The organism is Agrobacterium sp. 5Ca39 (assembly GCF_055382365.1).
Window position 1 is genome coordinate 1,145,528 of the sequence record NZ_AP026436.1, and the last position, 14,823, is coordinate 1,160,350.

Here is a 14,823-nt window from a genome sequence, read left to right on the forward strand (position 1 = left end):
CGCACTGCACCATCCTATATGCAGGAAGCCCGGAAATGCTGGGGTTGCGGCCGTGACGCCATTTTGCGAGAAGGCTGTGGAAAGGACTTTTTCATGCTCACACGCACGGATATCGAGACAAAAATGCTCCCCGCCGCCGGTTCGCCGCCCGTTCGCTGGCGAATCTCCGATGGCCTCGTGCCTTACGAGCAGGCGGTAGAGGAAATGGAGCGCGAGGTTAGCGCCATCGCATCTGGCGAGGCGGACGAACTCGTCTGGCTTCTGGAGCATCCGCCGCTTTATACGGCCGGCACCAGCGCCGATGTGGCCGATCTGATCGAACCGGATCGTTTCCCGGTCTTCGCCACGGGGCGCGGCGGCGAATATACCTATCACGGCCCCGGCCAGCGGGTCGCTTACGTCATGCTTGATCTCAAACGCCGCCGCCAGGATGTCCGCGCCTATGTGGCGGCACTCGAGGATGTCATCATCCGCACGCTTGATAAGATGAACGTGCGTGGCGAGCGGCGGGAAGATCGCGTCGGCGTCTGGGTCAGGCGCCCCGAAAAACCTCTCCTGCCGGATGGCGGCATGGCAGAAGACAAGATTGCCGCACTGGGTATCCGTCTGCGCAAATGGGTGAGTTTTCACGGGCTCGCGATCAATGTCGATCCCGATCTCTCGCACTTCACCGGCATCGTTCCCTGCGGCATCAGCGCCTATGGCGTTACCAGCCTTGTCGATCTTGGATTGCCGGTTATGATCGGTGATGTCGACGTCCTGCTGCGCGAGGCCTTCGAGGAGGTTTTTGGCCCGGCAGTCCCCGAAACCGGCGCTGGCGGCTGACCGCCGCAACCCTTGCCGCAGGCCGGTGTTTGATGCATCGATCACCACAAGAGGAGGAACGACCATGTTCACAACATCCGCTTACGCCTGCGACGACGGTTCTTCACCGATGAAGTTCGCGACCATCAAGCGTCGCGATCCCGGCCCGCGCGATGTCGAAATCGAAATAGAATTCTGTGGCGTCTGCCACTCCGATATCCACACGGCCCGCAGCGAATGGCCGGGCTCTCTTTACCCCTGCGTTCCCGGCCACGAAATCATCGGCCGTGTCGGCCGCGTGGGTTCGGATGTCACCAGGTTCAAGACGGGTGACCGCGTCGGCGTCGGCTGCATCGTGGATAGCTGCCGGCAATGCGCAAGCTGCGCCGAGGGGCTGGAGCAATATTGCGAAAACGGCATGACCGGCACCTATAATTCGCCTGACAAGGCGATGGGCGGCGGCGCCCATACGCTTGGCGGTTACTCCGCTCATGTGGTGGTCGATGACCGTTACGTTCTCAGCATACCCGAAGGTCTCGATCCGGCCGCCGCCGCACCCCTGCTCTGCGCGGGCATTACAACCTACTCCCCGCTGCGCCACTGGAATGCAGGCCCCGGCAAGCGGGTCGGCGTTGTCGGTCTCGGTGGCCTTGGTCATATGGCGGTGAAGCTCGCCAATGCCATGGGCGCGACGGTGGTGATGATCACGACGTCGCCCGGCAAGGCTGAAGATGCAAAAAAACTCGGCGCCCATGAGGTGATCGTCTCCCGCGATGCGGATCAGATGAAAAAGGCCGCTTCGAGCCTCGACCTCATCATCGATGCCGTCGCCGCCGACCATGACATCAACGCTTATCTTGCCCTGCTGAAGCGAGACGGCGCGCTGGTACAGGTGGGTGCGCCGGAAAAGCCGCTGTCGGTAATGGCGTTCAGTCTCATTCCGGGCCGCAAGACCTTTGCCGGCTCGATGATCGGCGGCATTCCCGAGACCCAGGAAATGCTGGATTTCTGCGCCGAAAAAGGCATCGCCGCCGAAATCGAGATGATCGATATCGATCAGATCAACGATGCTTATGAACGCATGATAAAAAGCGATGTGCGTTATCGTTTCGTCATTGATATGAAGAGCCTGCCGCGCCAGAAGGCCGCCTGACCTGCGAAGGGGGGGCAGCCTTTAGCGCCCCCTTCTCTCAATGGACCTTCCGGTCGAAAGCGCTATTCGAACCATGACCAGCCAGACCGGTTTCAGCGATGTCGCCAAGGGCATGACGATCATGGCGACCTGCATGTTCGTGCTGCCCGTCATGGACGCAATAGCCAAATACATGGCCGTGGTCGGCGGCATGTCACCGGCGCAGGTAACCTTCTATCGCTTCTTCTTCCAGGTGGTCTGCACCCTGCCGCTGCTGCTCATGGTCTCACCCAGCGCGCTTTTCAGCGCGAAGCGTCCGTGGATGAACTGCCTGCGCGGCGTATTGCACGCTTCCGCCAGCCTGATGTTCTTCGCCGCAGTCAAATACATGCCGCTTGCCGATGTGTTCGCGATCTATTTCGTAGAACCGTTCATGCTGACGATGATGTCGGCTCTGTTTCTCGGCGACAGGGTCGGCTGGAAGCGGTGGACGGCGATCGTGGTAGGCTTCGGCGGCGCGATGATCGTCATTCAGCCGAGCTTCGAAATCTTCGGCTGGACGTCGCTGCTGCCGGTGGCCTGCGCATTCCTCTACACGCTCTACCTCTTCCTGAACCGAGCCATCGGCGACGCCGACAGCCCGCTTGTGATGCAGACCATGTCGGGCATTGCCGGCACGGTATTCATGGGAGCGGCCCTTCTTGCCGGCGATGCGCTCGGCGACAAGGATTTCGCCGTCTCGCTGCCGCAATCGGGATTGGCCCTGGCTCTGCTCGTGCTGCTAGGATCGATATCCGGCTACATGCATCTGCTGATCGTCAGGGCTTTCAGGCTGGCCCCGCTCTCGCTGCTGGCGCCGTTCCAGTATTTCGAGATCATCTCCGCGACGATCCTCGGTTATGCGCTGTTCTCGGATTTTCCGACGCCGTCGAAATGGCTCGGTATTTTCATCATCGTCGCATCCGGCCTGTTCATCATCTGGCGCGAACGCCAGCAGGCGGGGGCCAATCGGCCGCCGCTCGACGGGCAGTGACGGGCCATGCGATAGCCATCAGGTGCCGGAAGGCAGCGGCCCTTCATCGTGATGATCCTGCGCCTCGACGAGACTGCCGAGCAGCCAGAGAGAGACTTCGGCCGCCTCTCCTGCCGATTTGAAGCGGTATGAACCGCTATATTTCGGCATGTCGAAGAAGGTAACGACGAAACCGTCTCCGCTTTCCAGGCTCTCCACCCGGATCCGCTCGGGATCGATCATCACGCAAACGTAATGAGAACCCATGTTGCGCATGAAACCGGCCTTGTTGTCGTGCAGCCGCACGAAGGCAGCGCCTCCATCTGCCGTCATGTGCAGGCTTCTGATCGCCTCATTGGGAAAGGCGCGGGCGAAATCCATGATCGCCTGCCCGACATCATGGCTGTTGTCCTCATCCGTCGCCCGCGACATGCGCCAGGCATAAACGGCAAAGACCAAAAGCAGCACGAAAACGATAATCCAGATCGCCATATTCATCCGGAACGCTCCCTCAGCAACCAAACATCATGGGTCGCGAATCGAAACGAAGCGAACCCGGTTCGCTTTGATAGGAAACGAGGCTTGCGCGAAGTATGGCTCCCGCATCGGCGCCAGGAGTGACGATCAGAAGCGCTTGAGGAAAGAGGCTTTTGCCAACAGCCATTGCCGACGAAGCTGCGATAATTGCACTTCGCCTTCAAACACGCCCGCGCCAGCCTTTCTCGCGGCCGTTATGACCGGTCCGGAAATGGCGACGGGCAAATAGGCCGCAAAGACGTTGCCCGAAATGCGAGCGCGTCTTGCCTTCTCGATATGATCCAGCGCATGGGCCGCGAACAGTTCGATAGCAATGCCGATCCGCTGTCGGTCCGTGCCTTCCAGGAACGTCTCCCGGTCAAGCCCGGCGGCCGAGAGCATGTCGGCTGGAATATACACCTGACCACGGCGACGGTGCAGTGGCATGAGCAGCATCATGCCGGCCATGGCCTGCGCCACACCCGCATGTCCGGCCGCTTCCGCGCTTGCCGCGGCCTCTTCCGGAGACAGAACGAGGCTGGCAAGCTGGATCAGCGCCGAAGCCGTTTCCCCTGCATAGCCTTCAAGCGCGTTGCGATCCTCGAAAGGATCATCATAGAGATCGAAGATGCGCGCCTCGATCATGTTGGAAAGCACCGATCGTGGCAGCCTGTAACGCTCGATCGTTTCCAGAAGCGCCGACGCGACGGGGTGCGACTGGCTGTCCCCATGGGGACTTCCCTCGAGCAGATCGCGCCACCATTGCATGCGCACCTCACCTGGCAGCGCTTCACGCACGGAATCGCGAATACGCGCAATCTCGGCGTTAAAGGCATAAAGCGCTGCAAGAGCGTTGCGCCTGTCCGCGGGAGACAGAAGACAGGCGAGATAGCGGTCACGATCCGTATCGCGCAGCGTCGCAAGGCAGACGTCGAGATTTTCTGTGGGTGCCATGGTTCCCCGCGCGGAGCGTTACGTCAGCCTTCGACGGCAATCAACGCCGCAGCCACGGCGCGCGATTCCGAAAGCATGATATTGTAGGTGCGTACGGCGGCACCCGTGCTCATCGGATCAATGGAAATGCCCGCTTCCTTGAAAGCCGCGCGCAGCTCCTTCGGCAGAACCCGCATACCATCTCCCGTGCCGATCAGCAGCACTTCGATATCCTGCGCTTCCGCCAGAACCTTTTCGAAATGCCCGACGCTCAGTTGTTTGGCGTCAACGGGCTCCCACCCGTAAATGCCCGAAGGCAGGAGCAGAAGCGAGCCTCGATGCGACATGTCGGCAAAGCGGAAGCCGCCATTGCCATAAGCATCTATGGGCGCCCGGCCGGGAAAATGGGCCGGGCGTATTTCGATCCCGCCGGCCATCAGACGGCAGGCTTGCCGCCGATGGCGTTGCCGGACTTTTCATCCTTCTCGTCTTCCGCATCCTTGCTATCAGGACGAAGCTTGAAGGCGATCAGCACCGGAGCGGCAATGTAGAGCGACGAGAACACGCCGATACCGACACCGAAGAGCATGGCGAAGGTGAAGGAGCGGATGACCTCGCCACCGAAGAGGTAGAGCGCGAGCAGCGCCAGAAGCACGGTCAAGCCGGTGAGGATGGTGCGCGACAGCGTCTGGTTCAGCGACACGTCGATAATCATCGACAGCGGCATCTTCTTATAGCGCCTCAGGTTTTCGCGGATACGGTCATAGATGACGACGGTGTCATTCAGCGAATAACCGATAATCGTCAGGATCGCCGCGATACTGGTGAGGTTGAACTCTATCCCCAGGAACACGAAGAGGCCGATTGTGAAGACCACGTCGTGCACCATCGAAATGACGGCGCCGAGCGCAAACTGCCATTCGAAGCGAACCCAGATGTAGATCATGATCGCCGTCATGGCGAGGAGGATGCCGATCGTGGAGGTGAAGGTGAGGTCACCGGAAACGGCGGGGCCGACAACTTCAACGCGGCGGAAGTCATATTTGTCCTCAAGCTCGCCGCGCACCATGGTGATGGCGGATTGCTCGGCATTTTCGCCGCCTTCCTGCGCCTGAATGCGGATGAGAACATCCTGCGGCGTACCGAAATTCTGAGCCTGGATTTCACCCAGGTTGAGCTGGTTCAGACGATCTCGGATATCGGCCAGATCGGCCTCACCCTGCTTGGCACGGACTTCGATGACGGAGCCGCCCTGGAAGTCGATACCGAGGTTCAGGCCCTTGGCGATGAAACCGCCAACGCAGGCAAGCATGATGACGCCGGTGATCATGAACACCACGCGACGGTAGCGCATGAACGGGATGTCGCGACCATCGAACATGGCGGTACGAACGCCCTTCGGCAGATGCTTCGGACGGCTGCGGCGAACCCAGTAACCGAACATCCACGCTGTCAGCGTATAGGCCGTGAAGACGGTCGTGATGATACCGACGGCCAGCGTAACCGCAAAGCCCTTGACCGGGCCCGTGCCCATGTAGAAAAGCACGCTCGCCACGATCAGCGTCGTCAGGTTGGCGTCAATGATGGTCGCAAAGGCGCGGGTAAAGCCATTATCCAGTGACTGGATCAGTGGTTTGCCGCTTTTCACCTCTTCGCGTATTCGCTCATAGATCAGAACGTTGGAATCGACAGCCATGCCGATGGTCAGGACGATACCGGCGATACCCGGTAGCGTCAGCGTCGATCCGATCACGCTGAGGACGGCCAGCAGCATGATGACGTTGACCACAAGAGCGATATTCGCCAGCAGGCCGAAGAAGCCATAGAACACGAACATGAAGATGAGGACGCCCACCGCGCCAATGGCGCTTGCCGTCAGACCCGCGGTAATGGAGTCGTTACCGAGGCTCGGACCGACGGTACGCTCTTCAACCACCGTCAGCGTCGCTGGCAGCGCACCGGCGCGCAGCAGCACAGCAAGGTCGTTCGCGCCCTGCACCGAGAAATTACCTGAAATCTGGCCCGAACCGCCAATGATCGGTTCACGGATGACAGGCGCGGAAATGACCTGGTTATCGAGGACGATGGCGAAAGGCTTGCCGACATTCTGCTGCGTCGCCTGCGCAAACCGCTGCGCGCCGCGGCTGTCGAAGCGGAAGGTGACGACGGGTTCATTGGTCTGCTGGTTGAAGCTTGCCTGCGCGTCGACGAGATTGTCGCCGGAAACGAGCGCACGGCGCTCCACAAGATAGGGAACCGGCGGATCGTCCTGCGAATAGAGAACCTCGGACGTTGCTGGCGGACGGCCGTTCATGGCTTCCTGCACCGGCATGGTGGTGTCAACCATGCGGAAGGAGAGCTTTGCCGTCTGGTTGAGAAGTGACTTCAGGCGCTGCGGATCCTGAAGACCAGGCACCTGCACGATGATGCGGTCGGAACCCTGACGCTGGATGAGCGGCTCGGTCGTGCCGACTTCGTCAACGCGGCGGCGCACGACTTCGATGGACTGCGAAACGGCTGATGACAGGCGGTAATCGATGCCCTCATCCGTGAGATTGAGACGCAGCAGATTGTCGCCACCATCATTCATCGTCACTTCGGTAATGGAGCCGCCGACCAGCGTACCGGCGGATACCGGCTGCGTCAGGTCGCGAAGTGCGTTCTTGGCGGCTTCCAGCTGCGCCGGATCGCTGATGCGGACCTGAATCTGCTGGCCGTTGCCGGTCAAGCCCGAATAACGGATGTTGGCATCGCGAAGCTGCGTTCGCACATCGCCCACGATGGTTTCGAGCCGTTCCTTGACGATGTCGGAACGCTCGATCTTGAGCATGATGTGGGAACCGCCCTGAAGGTCGAGACCGAGCGTTACCTTGTTGTCCTTGTACCAGGCAGGCATGCCCTCCAGCTGTTTGTCCGTAAACAGATTGGGAGAGGCGATGACGACGCTTGCCAGCACAAGCAGCCAGATGAAGACTGTTTTCCAACGGGAAAAATGAAGCATTTCGATCTCGGTCAGGGTTGGGGTCGCGCTCTGCGCAACCCGTCAAAATTCGCAATCGGGCATTCGGTTGTCCGGCAGGATCAGGAAGCGGCTTCCGTCTTGACCACTTCGCCCTTCACGCGCACTTCGGCAATGTAAGCACGGGCAGCGCGGATTTTCACGCCTTCGGCGATTTCGACTTCGAGTTCACTGTCATCGATGACCTTGGTCACCTTGCCGACGATGCCGCCGCCGAGAACGACCTGATCACCGCGGCGAATATTGGTCAGCGTTTCCTGGCGCTTCTTCATCTGTGCGCGCTGCGGACGGATGAGGAAAAAATACCAGACCACCATGAGCGGCGCAAACAGGAAAAGCATTTCAAGGCCGGAACCCAGCGCCGACGTGCCGCCCGCTGCGTCCTGGGCAAAAGCTTGACTAATGAACATATAAAACTCCTCAACGATTACGGCACGACCTCGTATGCCGCCCCAGCTTTCAAGCCGCCGGAATATAGTGGGGAACGCCGGGATTGCAACAGATGCAGGGCCCTCGCCGTACCGATTCCGGACCTCTTAACCTTTATGGGCGCCAAACACCATGCTAGGCCGGGCGCAAAACAGAGTTTTGAACATCAGACAAGCGGAAGAAACACCATGATTCGAGAAGAAACGGCCTCCCTGCTTCTTTCAGAACTGCGCCGGCTCACCGATGCCGTCGAACGGCTGGCGGGCCCGGCGCCCGCCGTAAACGACTGGAATGCGGCGGATTGTTTTGTCTGGGCGCCGCTGAACTCTTTCCTGCAGCCTGTTGCCCGCCCCAACCGCATCGCGTTGAAACTCATCCGCGGCGTCGATCATGTCCGCGACATTCTCCACGAAAACACGCTGCGTTTCGCGGAAGGTTTCGCCGCCAACAACGTGCTGCTGTGGGGTGCGCGCGGCATGGGCAAGTCTTCGCTGGTGAAGGCCGTTCACGAAGATGTGCGTGCGGCAAGCGGTGTTTCGCTCAAGCTGGTGGAAGTGCACCGCGAGGACATCCACACCCTGCCCGCCCTGCTCGACATCCTCAAGGCCTCCGGCCAGCGCGTCATCGTTTTCTGCGACGACCTCTCCTTCGACCATGACGACACCGCCTATAAATCGCTGAAGGCAGCGCTAGACGGCGGCATCGAGGGACGTCCTGACAATGTGCTGTTTTATGCGACCTCCAACCGTCGCCATCTTCTGCCGCGTCACATGATGGAAAACGAGCAGTCCACCGCCATCAACCCATCCGAAGCGGTTGAGGAAAAGGTGTCGCTCTCCGATCGCTTCGGCCTCTGGCTCGGTTTCCACAAATGCGGTCAGGAAGATTATCTGACGATGATCGACAGCTATGCCACGCATTTCGATCTGGGTCTCGACCGCGACACACTGCATCACGAGGCGTTGGAATGGGCAACCACCCGCGGCGGCCGCTCAGGCCGTGTCGCCTGGCAATATATTCAGGACGCCGCCGGCCGCCTCAGGAAACCGCTCGACAGATAACACCACCGTGACATCGGGCGAAACGCGGTGTCGTTACGACCACACCGCGTGTCGTATTCCCGAACGCCACATCTCCCCTCTCATGGTTTGCTGCACCCATGAAGTCATCTGCCCGCGGAGGAGCGGACAGGTACGGTATTCAACCATGGAGGAGATGGATATGAGCAGGAACAGAGGCGTCGTCTACATGCGGCCGGGTCAGGTCGAAGTCCGCGACATCGACGACCCGAAGCTTGAGGCGCCGGATGGCCGCCGCATCGAGCACGGTGTCATTCTCAAGGTGATTTCCACCAATATCTGCGGCTCCGACCAGCACATGGTGCGCGGCCGCACCACGGCGATGCCGGGCCTCGTTCTCGGTCATGAAATCACCGGCGAAGTCATCGAGAAGGGCATCGACGTTGAGATGCTGCAGGTTGGCGACATCGTTTCCGTGCCGTTCAACGTCGCCTGCGGCCGCTGCCGCTGCTGCAAGTCGCAGGATACCGGCGTGTGCCTCACGGTGAACCCGTCCCGCGCCGGCGGCGCTTATGGCTACGTTGACATGGGCGGCTGGATCGGTGGTCAGGCGAAATATGTCACCATCCCCTATGCCGATTTCAACCTGCTGAAATTCCCGGATCGTGACAAGGCGATGTCGAAGATCCGCGACCTCACCATGCTCTCCGATATTCTGCCAACCGGCTTCCACGGCGCAGTGAAGGCCGGTGTCGGCGTCGGCTCCACTGTTTATGTCGCCGGTGCCGGCCCGGTCGGCCTCGCGGCTGCCGCCTCCGCCCGCATTCTGGGTGCTGCGGTCGTCATGATCGGCGATTTCAACAAGGATCGTCTTGCCCACGCTGCGAAAGTCGGCTTCGAACCCGTCGATCTCTCGAAGGGCGACCGGCTGGGCGACATGATCGCCGAGATTGTCGGCACCAACGAGGTGGACAGCGCCATCGATGCGGTCGGCTTTGAAGCGCGCGGCCACGCAGGTGGCGAACAGCCGGCGATCGTTCTCAACCAGATGATGGAAATCACCCGCGCCGCCGGCTCGATCGGCATTCCAGGCCTTTATGTCACCGAAGATCCGGGCGCGGTGGATGATGCTGCCAAACAGGGCAGCCTGTCACTGCGTTTCGGCCTCGGTTGGGCGAAGGCGCAATCCTTCCACACCGGCCAGACACCGGTGCTGAAATATAACCGCCAGCTCATGCAGGCGATCCTGCACGACCGCCTGCCCATTGCCGACATCGTCAACGCCAGAATCATTGCGCTCGACGATGCCGTACAGGGCTATGAGAGCTTCGATCAGGGCGCAGCCACCAAGTTCGTGCTCGATCCGCATGGCGACCTGCTCAAGGCGGCCTGACGCCTGCACCGGAAAACCGGTGTAATGAAACCGCCCGCTATAAACGGGCGGTTTTCCATTGGCGCAAATGTCCCCTGTCGGAGACACTATTTCTCGCCTTCTCCCAGTGACTCCAGCTCGGCCATTGCCTCGGAAGAAAGATAAGGCCTGAACAGACTGGATACCTGCCGCAGCCCCCACTCCAGTTGCTGCGACCCGAATTCGCTGACACCTTCCTGCAGATTAAGATAGGACGCCCAATAGGTCGAGACGATCCACAAATTCGTCAAAACCGCCTCGCGCTCCGCTTCGGGAATGTCCACCAGCTCCGCATTCTGCATCCGCGTGACGATGTGGCCGACCGCCAGACGCATGGCGGCGCTTATGGTTCGGACGGGCTCCACCAGCCCCGGTGCCAACGCCACCAGACCGACAAGATCGCGAAAAAGGAAGCGGTAGTTCCAGACGAGAGAGAACCACTGCCGCAAAAAGCCGGCATAAGTCGCCGCAGCCGCCTCGTCCGCTCCGTCAACAGTCGCGACGAGCGCCAGCGCATCGTTTTCGAAGCGGGCGAACAGGGCAAGGACCAGCGATTCCTTGGTGCGGAAATGATAATAGAGATTGCCCTCGTTGATTTTCACATCGCCGGCGATTTCGGCCGTTGTCACACGGTCCGGGCCACGTTCGTTGAAGAGACCGAGCGTAACATCTAGAATTTTTTCACGTGTCAGGGATCGCCCCGGCCGTTTCGCGCCGTTCATCATAGAAATTTCACCCCACCATTGAAAATTAAGGCGTACACCTTAAATTACCGGTATAAGGTAAAAACCTTAACAGCATGTTGCCATTGTTCAACGCGCATAAAGGACCCGCAGATGACCGACACCGGCCTTCGCAACCCCTCGCCCGAGGCGATCGGGACACAAACCGTATCGAAGCTCGCCACCGCGCGTCTCGCTCTCTCCATTATCCGCAATCCGTTGAAGGCGTTGCCGCCGGAAATCTTTCATGAACCGGCGGTTTTCACTCGCCTCGGCGATACGATGCGCGTGCATCTCGCCGATCCCGTTTTGATCCACGAGGCTCTGGTCAAGAACGCCCATCTGCTCGGCAAGGGTGAAGATGTGCGGCGCGTCCTCGGCCCGGCCCTCGGTCAGGGACTTCTGACCGCCGACGGAGACCATTGGAAATGGCAACGGCAATCCGTCGCGGGCGCTTTCCGCCACGAAAAGCTGTTGGATCTGCTTCCGGTCATGATCGAGACGGCACGACGCACGGAAGCGCGCTGGCGCTCTCCTTCCATTGGTGACATCGACGTGGGCCACGAAATGATGCGAACCACGTTCGACATCATCGTCGAAACGATGATGTCCGGTGGATACGGAATTGATGTTGCGCGGGTCGAACAGAGCATTACCGATTATCTGAAACCGACAGGCTGGACCTTTGCGCTCACCATGCTGGGGGCGCCGGAATGGCTACCTCATCCCGGCCGGCGCAAGGCCCGGATCGCCGTCGGTTATCTGCGCGAAAGCCTTGCGAAGGTGATTGCCGGACGGCGGAAAAATGCATCCGAAAGGAACGACCTCGTCTCGATGCTGCTGGAGGCCAGGGATCCTGAAACCGGACGCATGATGACCGACACGGAAATCGTCGACAATCTCCTGACATTCATCACCGCCGGCCACGAAACGACGGCGCTCGGTCTCGCATGGACGTTTCACCTTCTGTCGAAGAACCGGGAGACGGAGAGAAAAATTCTCGAGGAAATCGACACCGTCACCGCCGGTGAACCGGTCGCGGCGGAACATATCGCCGGCCTGACCTACACCCGACAGGTGTTCTCGGAAGCGATGCGGCTTTACCCGCCAGCTCCGGTCATTACACGCACGGCGCTTGAAGACTTCAGGCTCGGCGGGCATGATATTCCGGCGGGCACCGTTCTTTACGTGCCCATCTATGCCGTGCACCGCCACTCCGCCTTGTGGGACGAGCCCGAGCGCTTCGATCCGTCGCGCTTCGAACCGGAAAAGGCGAAGGCGCGCCACCGCTATGCCTATATACCATTCGGGGCGGGACCCCGCATCTGCATCGGCAATGCTTTTGCGATGATGGAAGCCGTCGCGATTCTGGCCGTTCTTCTGCAAGGCCTTCATCTGGAAAACAGGTCAACGGCAACTGCGGCACCGCTGATGCGGGTAACATTGCGGCCGGAAAGTCGCCTGACGATGCGGATCGTGCAACGGAAAAACAAATCGCCCGCGGCGTGAACCACCGCGGGCGATGAATGGAGGCCCCCTGGGTCACCGAACGGTGACGATCACAGGTCGACGTCGAGGATCGCCATCGAGAAATTGTAGGAACGGTCGCCGTCTTCGTCATCGATGTAAACGACGCCGAGAAACTCTTCGCCAAGATACACTTCGGCGGAATCGTCCTTGCGCGGACGCGCCTTGACCACCATCGTCGGGTTGAAGGTACGCTTGAAGTAGGCGTCGAGTTTTTTGATTTCGTCGGCTTTCACCACTATTCTCCTGTGCGGTTCGCGTTGGCCCGCTTTTGGCATGGGACAAAGGCCAAAGTAAAGTGAAAGCGGCAGGTCATCCGTGTCTTCCACACGGACGACGGCAAAAACCCGGCCACCTGTCAACGCGACAGTGCCGCTCAGATATCGGCTCCGATGAGCTGGTCCATCAGGCGCGAGGGTTCAGAACACCCTGCTTCTCCCACCACCCGCGCCGGCACGCCGGCAACCGTGGTCTTCGGCGGAACCGGCTTCAGCACTACAGATCCTGCGGCGATGCGCGAGCAGCTGCCGATTTCGATATTGCCGAGGATTTTCGCCCCCGCGCCGATCATCACACCGTTGGCGATCTTCGGGTGACGGTCCGCCCCTTCCTTGCCGGTGCCGCCGAGGGTGACGCCATGCAGGATGGAGACGTTATCGCCGATGACTGCCGTTTCGCCGACCACCAGCCCGGTGGCGTGGTCGAGGAAGATGCCCTTGCCGATGCGTGCTGCGGGGTTGATATCGGTCTGGAAAATGCTCGAAGACCGGCTCTGCAGATAAAGCGCGAAATCCTTGCGGCCTTTCTGCAGCAGCCAGTGGGCAAGCCTATGGGTCTGGATGGCCTGGAAACCCTTGAAATAAAGCAGCGGTTCCATGAAGCGCGTGCAGGCCGGATCGCGATCGTAAACGGCCTGGATGTCGACACGGAGAACGCTTCCCCATTCCGGCCAGTCATCCAGCATGTCCTGGAAGGTCTGACGCAACAGCACGGCCTGTATGTCCGGATGGTCGAGAAGTTCGCAGATACGGTAGATCACACATTCTTCGAGAGACCGGTGGTTGAGGATCGTCGAATAAAGAAAGGCTGAAAGCAGCGGATCCTGTGCAGCGGCGCTGCGCGCTTCATGCAGCAGGCTGCCCCAGATCGGGTCGACGATCGCCAGCTGTTCAGGCTGACGGGCCTCGGTACGTGCGACCATGAACGGTCTCCTCGTTTGCAGTGGTCGTTCTTTATACAGAAAAAGACGTGCATTAGAAATGGGATTCGAATGACGACTTTAAAGGCGGCACGGCTTCAGTTTTTCTTCATGCAGCTTGAAAAACCGTTTCTTGCCGAACTGCGCTTTGCCGCGCTTCTGCGCGGAAAGCCTGCACCGTTTTTCCTCGAAAATGCGTCAACTCAGAACGAACGGTAGAAATCCAGCACCGCCGCCTTGAACACGCGGTCGCCGACGGCCAGCATGTGGTCGCGGCCGGGAATGTCGATCGCCCGCGCGTGCGGCATGATGGCAGCGAGCTCTTCACCGGAGCCGGCAATATCGTCCTTCGTTCCGACCGCGATCAGCGTCGGCGCATCTATCTTTGCCGCCTGGTCGCGTGTGACGAGAACCCGCGATGTCTCGATGCAGGCGGCAAGCGCCAGGCGGTCGCTTTTCGTCTGATCGGCAAAGGCTCGGAACATGCGGCCGCGCTCATGGGTCACGACATCGAGCGAAGGCGCGAGAAGCGCCTCTGCGATCGGGTCCCAGTCGCCCACACCTTCGACCATGCCGATACCGAGCCCGCCGAAGACCAGAGAACGCACGCGCTCGGGATGCGCCATGGCCAGGAAGGCGGAAATGCGCGCACCCATGGAGTAACCCATCACATGCGTCTCTGCGATGCCGAGATGGTTGAGCAGCGCCACCGCATCTTCGGCCATGACGGACGGATAATAGGCCTCCGTATCATGCGGCTTGTCGCTTGCGCCATGGCCGCGATTATCGATGGCGATCACCCGGTAGCCGGCATCTCCCAGCGTCTTCAGCCAGCCGGGATGGACCCAGTTGACGTTGGCGCTGGATGCAAAGCCATGGATCAGCAAAACCGGGTCGCCCGCCGGATCGCCTTCGTCAAAATAAGCGAGGCGAAGGCCGTCATGGAAAAAATCGGAAAACTGCGGCGTGTTGAGATTCATCAAGGACATCCTTTTTGCCGGACCATATGGCAGGAATTAGCAATGTTGAACATGTTTTGCTGACGATTTTTATGGAGATGCAATGCGTTTGAGGCTACATATCCGCAACGACGAGCCGGCA

At 59.9% G+C, this 14,823-nt stretch carries 16 protein-coding genes; 7 read left to right on the plus strand and 9 right to left on the minus strand.

The window, feature by feature from the left end; genetic code table 11:
- The first annotated feature begins 93 nt into the window (after window positions 1-93).
- The 3 genes from lipB (at window position 94) to ACZ47E_RS05635 (ending at window position 2,969) form a co-directional block, all read left to right on the plus strand.
- A complete protein-coding gene (gene lipB / locus ACZ47E_RS05625) occupies window positions 94-825 on the plus strand; it encodes a lipoyl(octanoyl) transferase LipB (RefSeq protein ID WP_022556188.1) in 732 nt (243 codons plus the stop codon).
- Between the two features lie 64 nt (window positions 826-889).
- Window positions 890-1,957, plus strand: a complete 1,068-nt coding sequence (locus ACZ47E_RS05630) for an NAD(P)-dependent alcohol dehydrogenase (RefSeq protein WP_278066771.1) — start codon at window positions 890-892, stop codon at window positions 1,955-1,957.
- Window positions 1,958-2,030: 73 nt separating this feature from the next.
- The gene (locus tag ACZ47E_RS05635) at window positions 2,031-2,969 is read left to right on the plus strand and encodes a DMT family transporter (protein WP_004441900.1); all 939 of its coding nucleotides are present in this window, start codon (window positions 2,031-2,033) and stop codon (window positions 2,967-2,969) included.
- Window positions 2,970-2,987: 18 nt separating this feature from the next.
- On the opposite strand, the gene ACZ47E_RS05640 is transcribed toward ACZ47E_RS05635, so the two are convergent.
- From ACZ47E_RS05640 to yajC, 5 genes are all read right to left on the minus strand, one after another.
- Entirely contained in the window at window positions 2,988-3,446 is a 459-nt protein-coding gene (locus ACZ47E_RS05640) for a hypothetical protein (RefSeq protein ID WP_004441904.1), read from the minus strand.
- Window positions 3,447-3,572: 126 nt separating this feature from the next.
- Window positions 3,573-4,418, minus strand: a complete 846-nt coding sequence (locus tag ACZ47E_RS05645) for a phytoene/squalene synthase family protein (protein ID WP_004441906.1) — start codon at window positions 4,416-4,418, stop codon at window positions 3,573-3,575.
- 23 nt (window positions 4,419-4,441) lie between these two features.
- Entirely contained in the window at window positions 4,442-4,834 is a 393-nt protein-coding gene (locus tag ACZ47E_RS05650; RefSeq protein WP_004441908.1) for an Mth938-like domain-containing protein, read from the minus strand.
- Complete coding sequence (secDF, locus tag ACZ47E_RS05655) at window positions 4,834-7,398, minus strand: protein translocase subunit SecDF (protein ID WP_004441909.1); 2,565 nt, start codon at window positions 7,396-7,398, stop codon at window positions 4,834-4,836. Before secDF ends, ACZ47E_RS05650 begins: the two co-directional genes overlap by 1 nt.
- An 80-nt stretch (window positions 7,399-7,478) precedes the next feature.
- Complete coding sequence (gene yajC, locus ACZ47E_RS05660) at window positions 7,479-7,826, minus strand: preprotein translocase subunit YajC (protein WP_004441911.1); 348 nt, start codon at window positions 7,824-7,826, stop codon at window positions 7,479-7,481.
- A 207-nt stretch (window positions 7,827-8,033) separates the two neighbouring features.
- On the opposite strand from yajC, the gene ACZ47E_RS05665 reads away from it, so the two are divergent.
- Both ACZ47E_RS05665 and fdhA read left to right on the plus strand, forming a co-directional pair.
- A complete protein-coding gene (locus ACZ47E_RS05665; RefSeq protein WP_006697417.1) occupies window positions 8,034-8,906 on the plus strand; it encodes an ATP-binding protein in 873 nt (290 codons plus the stop codon).
- A 160-nt stretch (window positions 8,907-9,066) separates the two neighbouring features.
- Window positions 9,067-10,257 carry a formaldehyde dehydrogenase, glutathione-independent gene (gene fdhA / locus ACZ47E_RS05670; protein ID WP_004441915.1) on the plus strand — a complete coding sequence of 397 codons (1,191 nt, stop codon included), beginning with the start codon at window positions 9,067-9,069 and terminating at the stop codon, window positions 10,255-10,257.
- 86 nt (window positions 10,258-10,343) lie between these two features.
- Here the strand turns inward: fdhA and ACZ47E_RS05675 are convergent, their stop codons facing one another.
- Window positions 10,344-11,000 carry a TetR/AcrR family transcriptional regulator gene (locus ACZ47E_RS05675; protein ID WP_278066772.1) on the minus strand — a complete coding sequence of 219 codons (657 nt, stop codon included), beginning with the start codon at window positions 10,998-11,000 and terminating at the stop codon, window positions 10,344-10,346.
- A 111-nt stretch (window positions 11,001-11,111) separates the two neighbouring features.
- On the opposite strand from ACZ47E_RS05675, the gene ACZ47E_RS05680 reads away from it, so the two are divergent.
- Window positions 11,112-12,506 carry a cytochrome P450 gene (locus tag ACZ47E_RS05680; protein WP_278066773.1) on the plus strand — a complete coding sequence of 465 codons (1,395 nt, stop codon included), beginning with the start codon at window positions 11,112-11,114 and terminating at the stop codon, window positions 12,504-12,506.
- Window positions 12,507-12,556: 50 nt separating this feature from the next.
- Here ACZ47E_RS05680 and ACZ47E_RS05685 read toward each other — a convergent pair whose 3' ends face one another.
- Window positions 12,557-12,760, minus strand: coding sequence for a DUF3126 family protein (locus tag ACZ47E_RS05685; RefSeq protein WP_003524869.1), 204 nt, complete (start codon window positions 12,758-12,760; stop codon window positions 12,557-12,559).
- Between the two features lie 140 nt (window positions 12,761-12,900).
- Window positions 12,901-13,725: a serine O-acetyltransferase gene (gene cysE / locus ACZ47E_RS05690; protein WP_004441918.1), complete on the minus strand. Its 825-nt coding sequence runs from the start codon at window positions 13,723-13,725 to the stop codon at window positions 12,901-12,903.
- A 69-nt stretch (window positions 13,726-13,794) separates the two neighbouring features.
- On the opposite strand from cysE, the gene ACZ47E_RS05695 reads away from it, so the two are divergent.
- On the plus strand, window positions 13,795-13,941 hold the full coding sequence (locus tag ACZ47E_RS05695; protein WP_004441921.1) for a hypothetical protein: 147 nt from the start codon (window positions 13,795-13,797) through the stop codon (window positions 13,939-13,941).
- Here the strand turns inward: ACZ47E_RS05695 and ACZ47E_RS05700 are convergent.
- Window positions 13,926-14,702, minus strand: coding sequence for an alpha/beta fold hydrolase (locus tag ACZ47E_RS05700; RefSeq protein ID WP_004441923.1), 777 nt, complete (start codon window positions 14,700-14,702; stop codon window positions 13,926-13,928). The genes ACZ47E_RS05695 and ACZ47E_RS05700 overlap by 16 nt on opposite strands.
- Window positions 14,703-14,823: the final 121 nt, after the last annotated feature.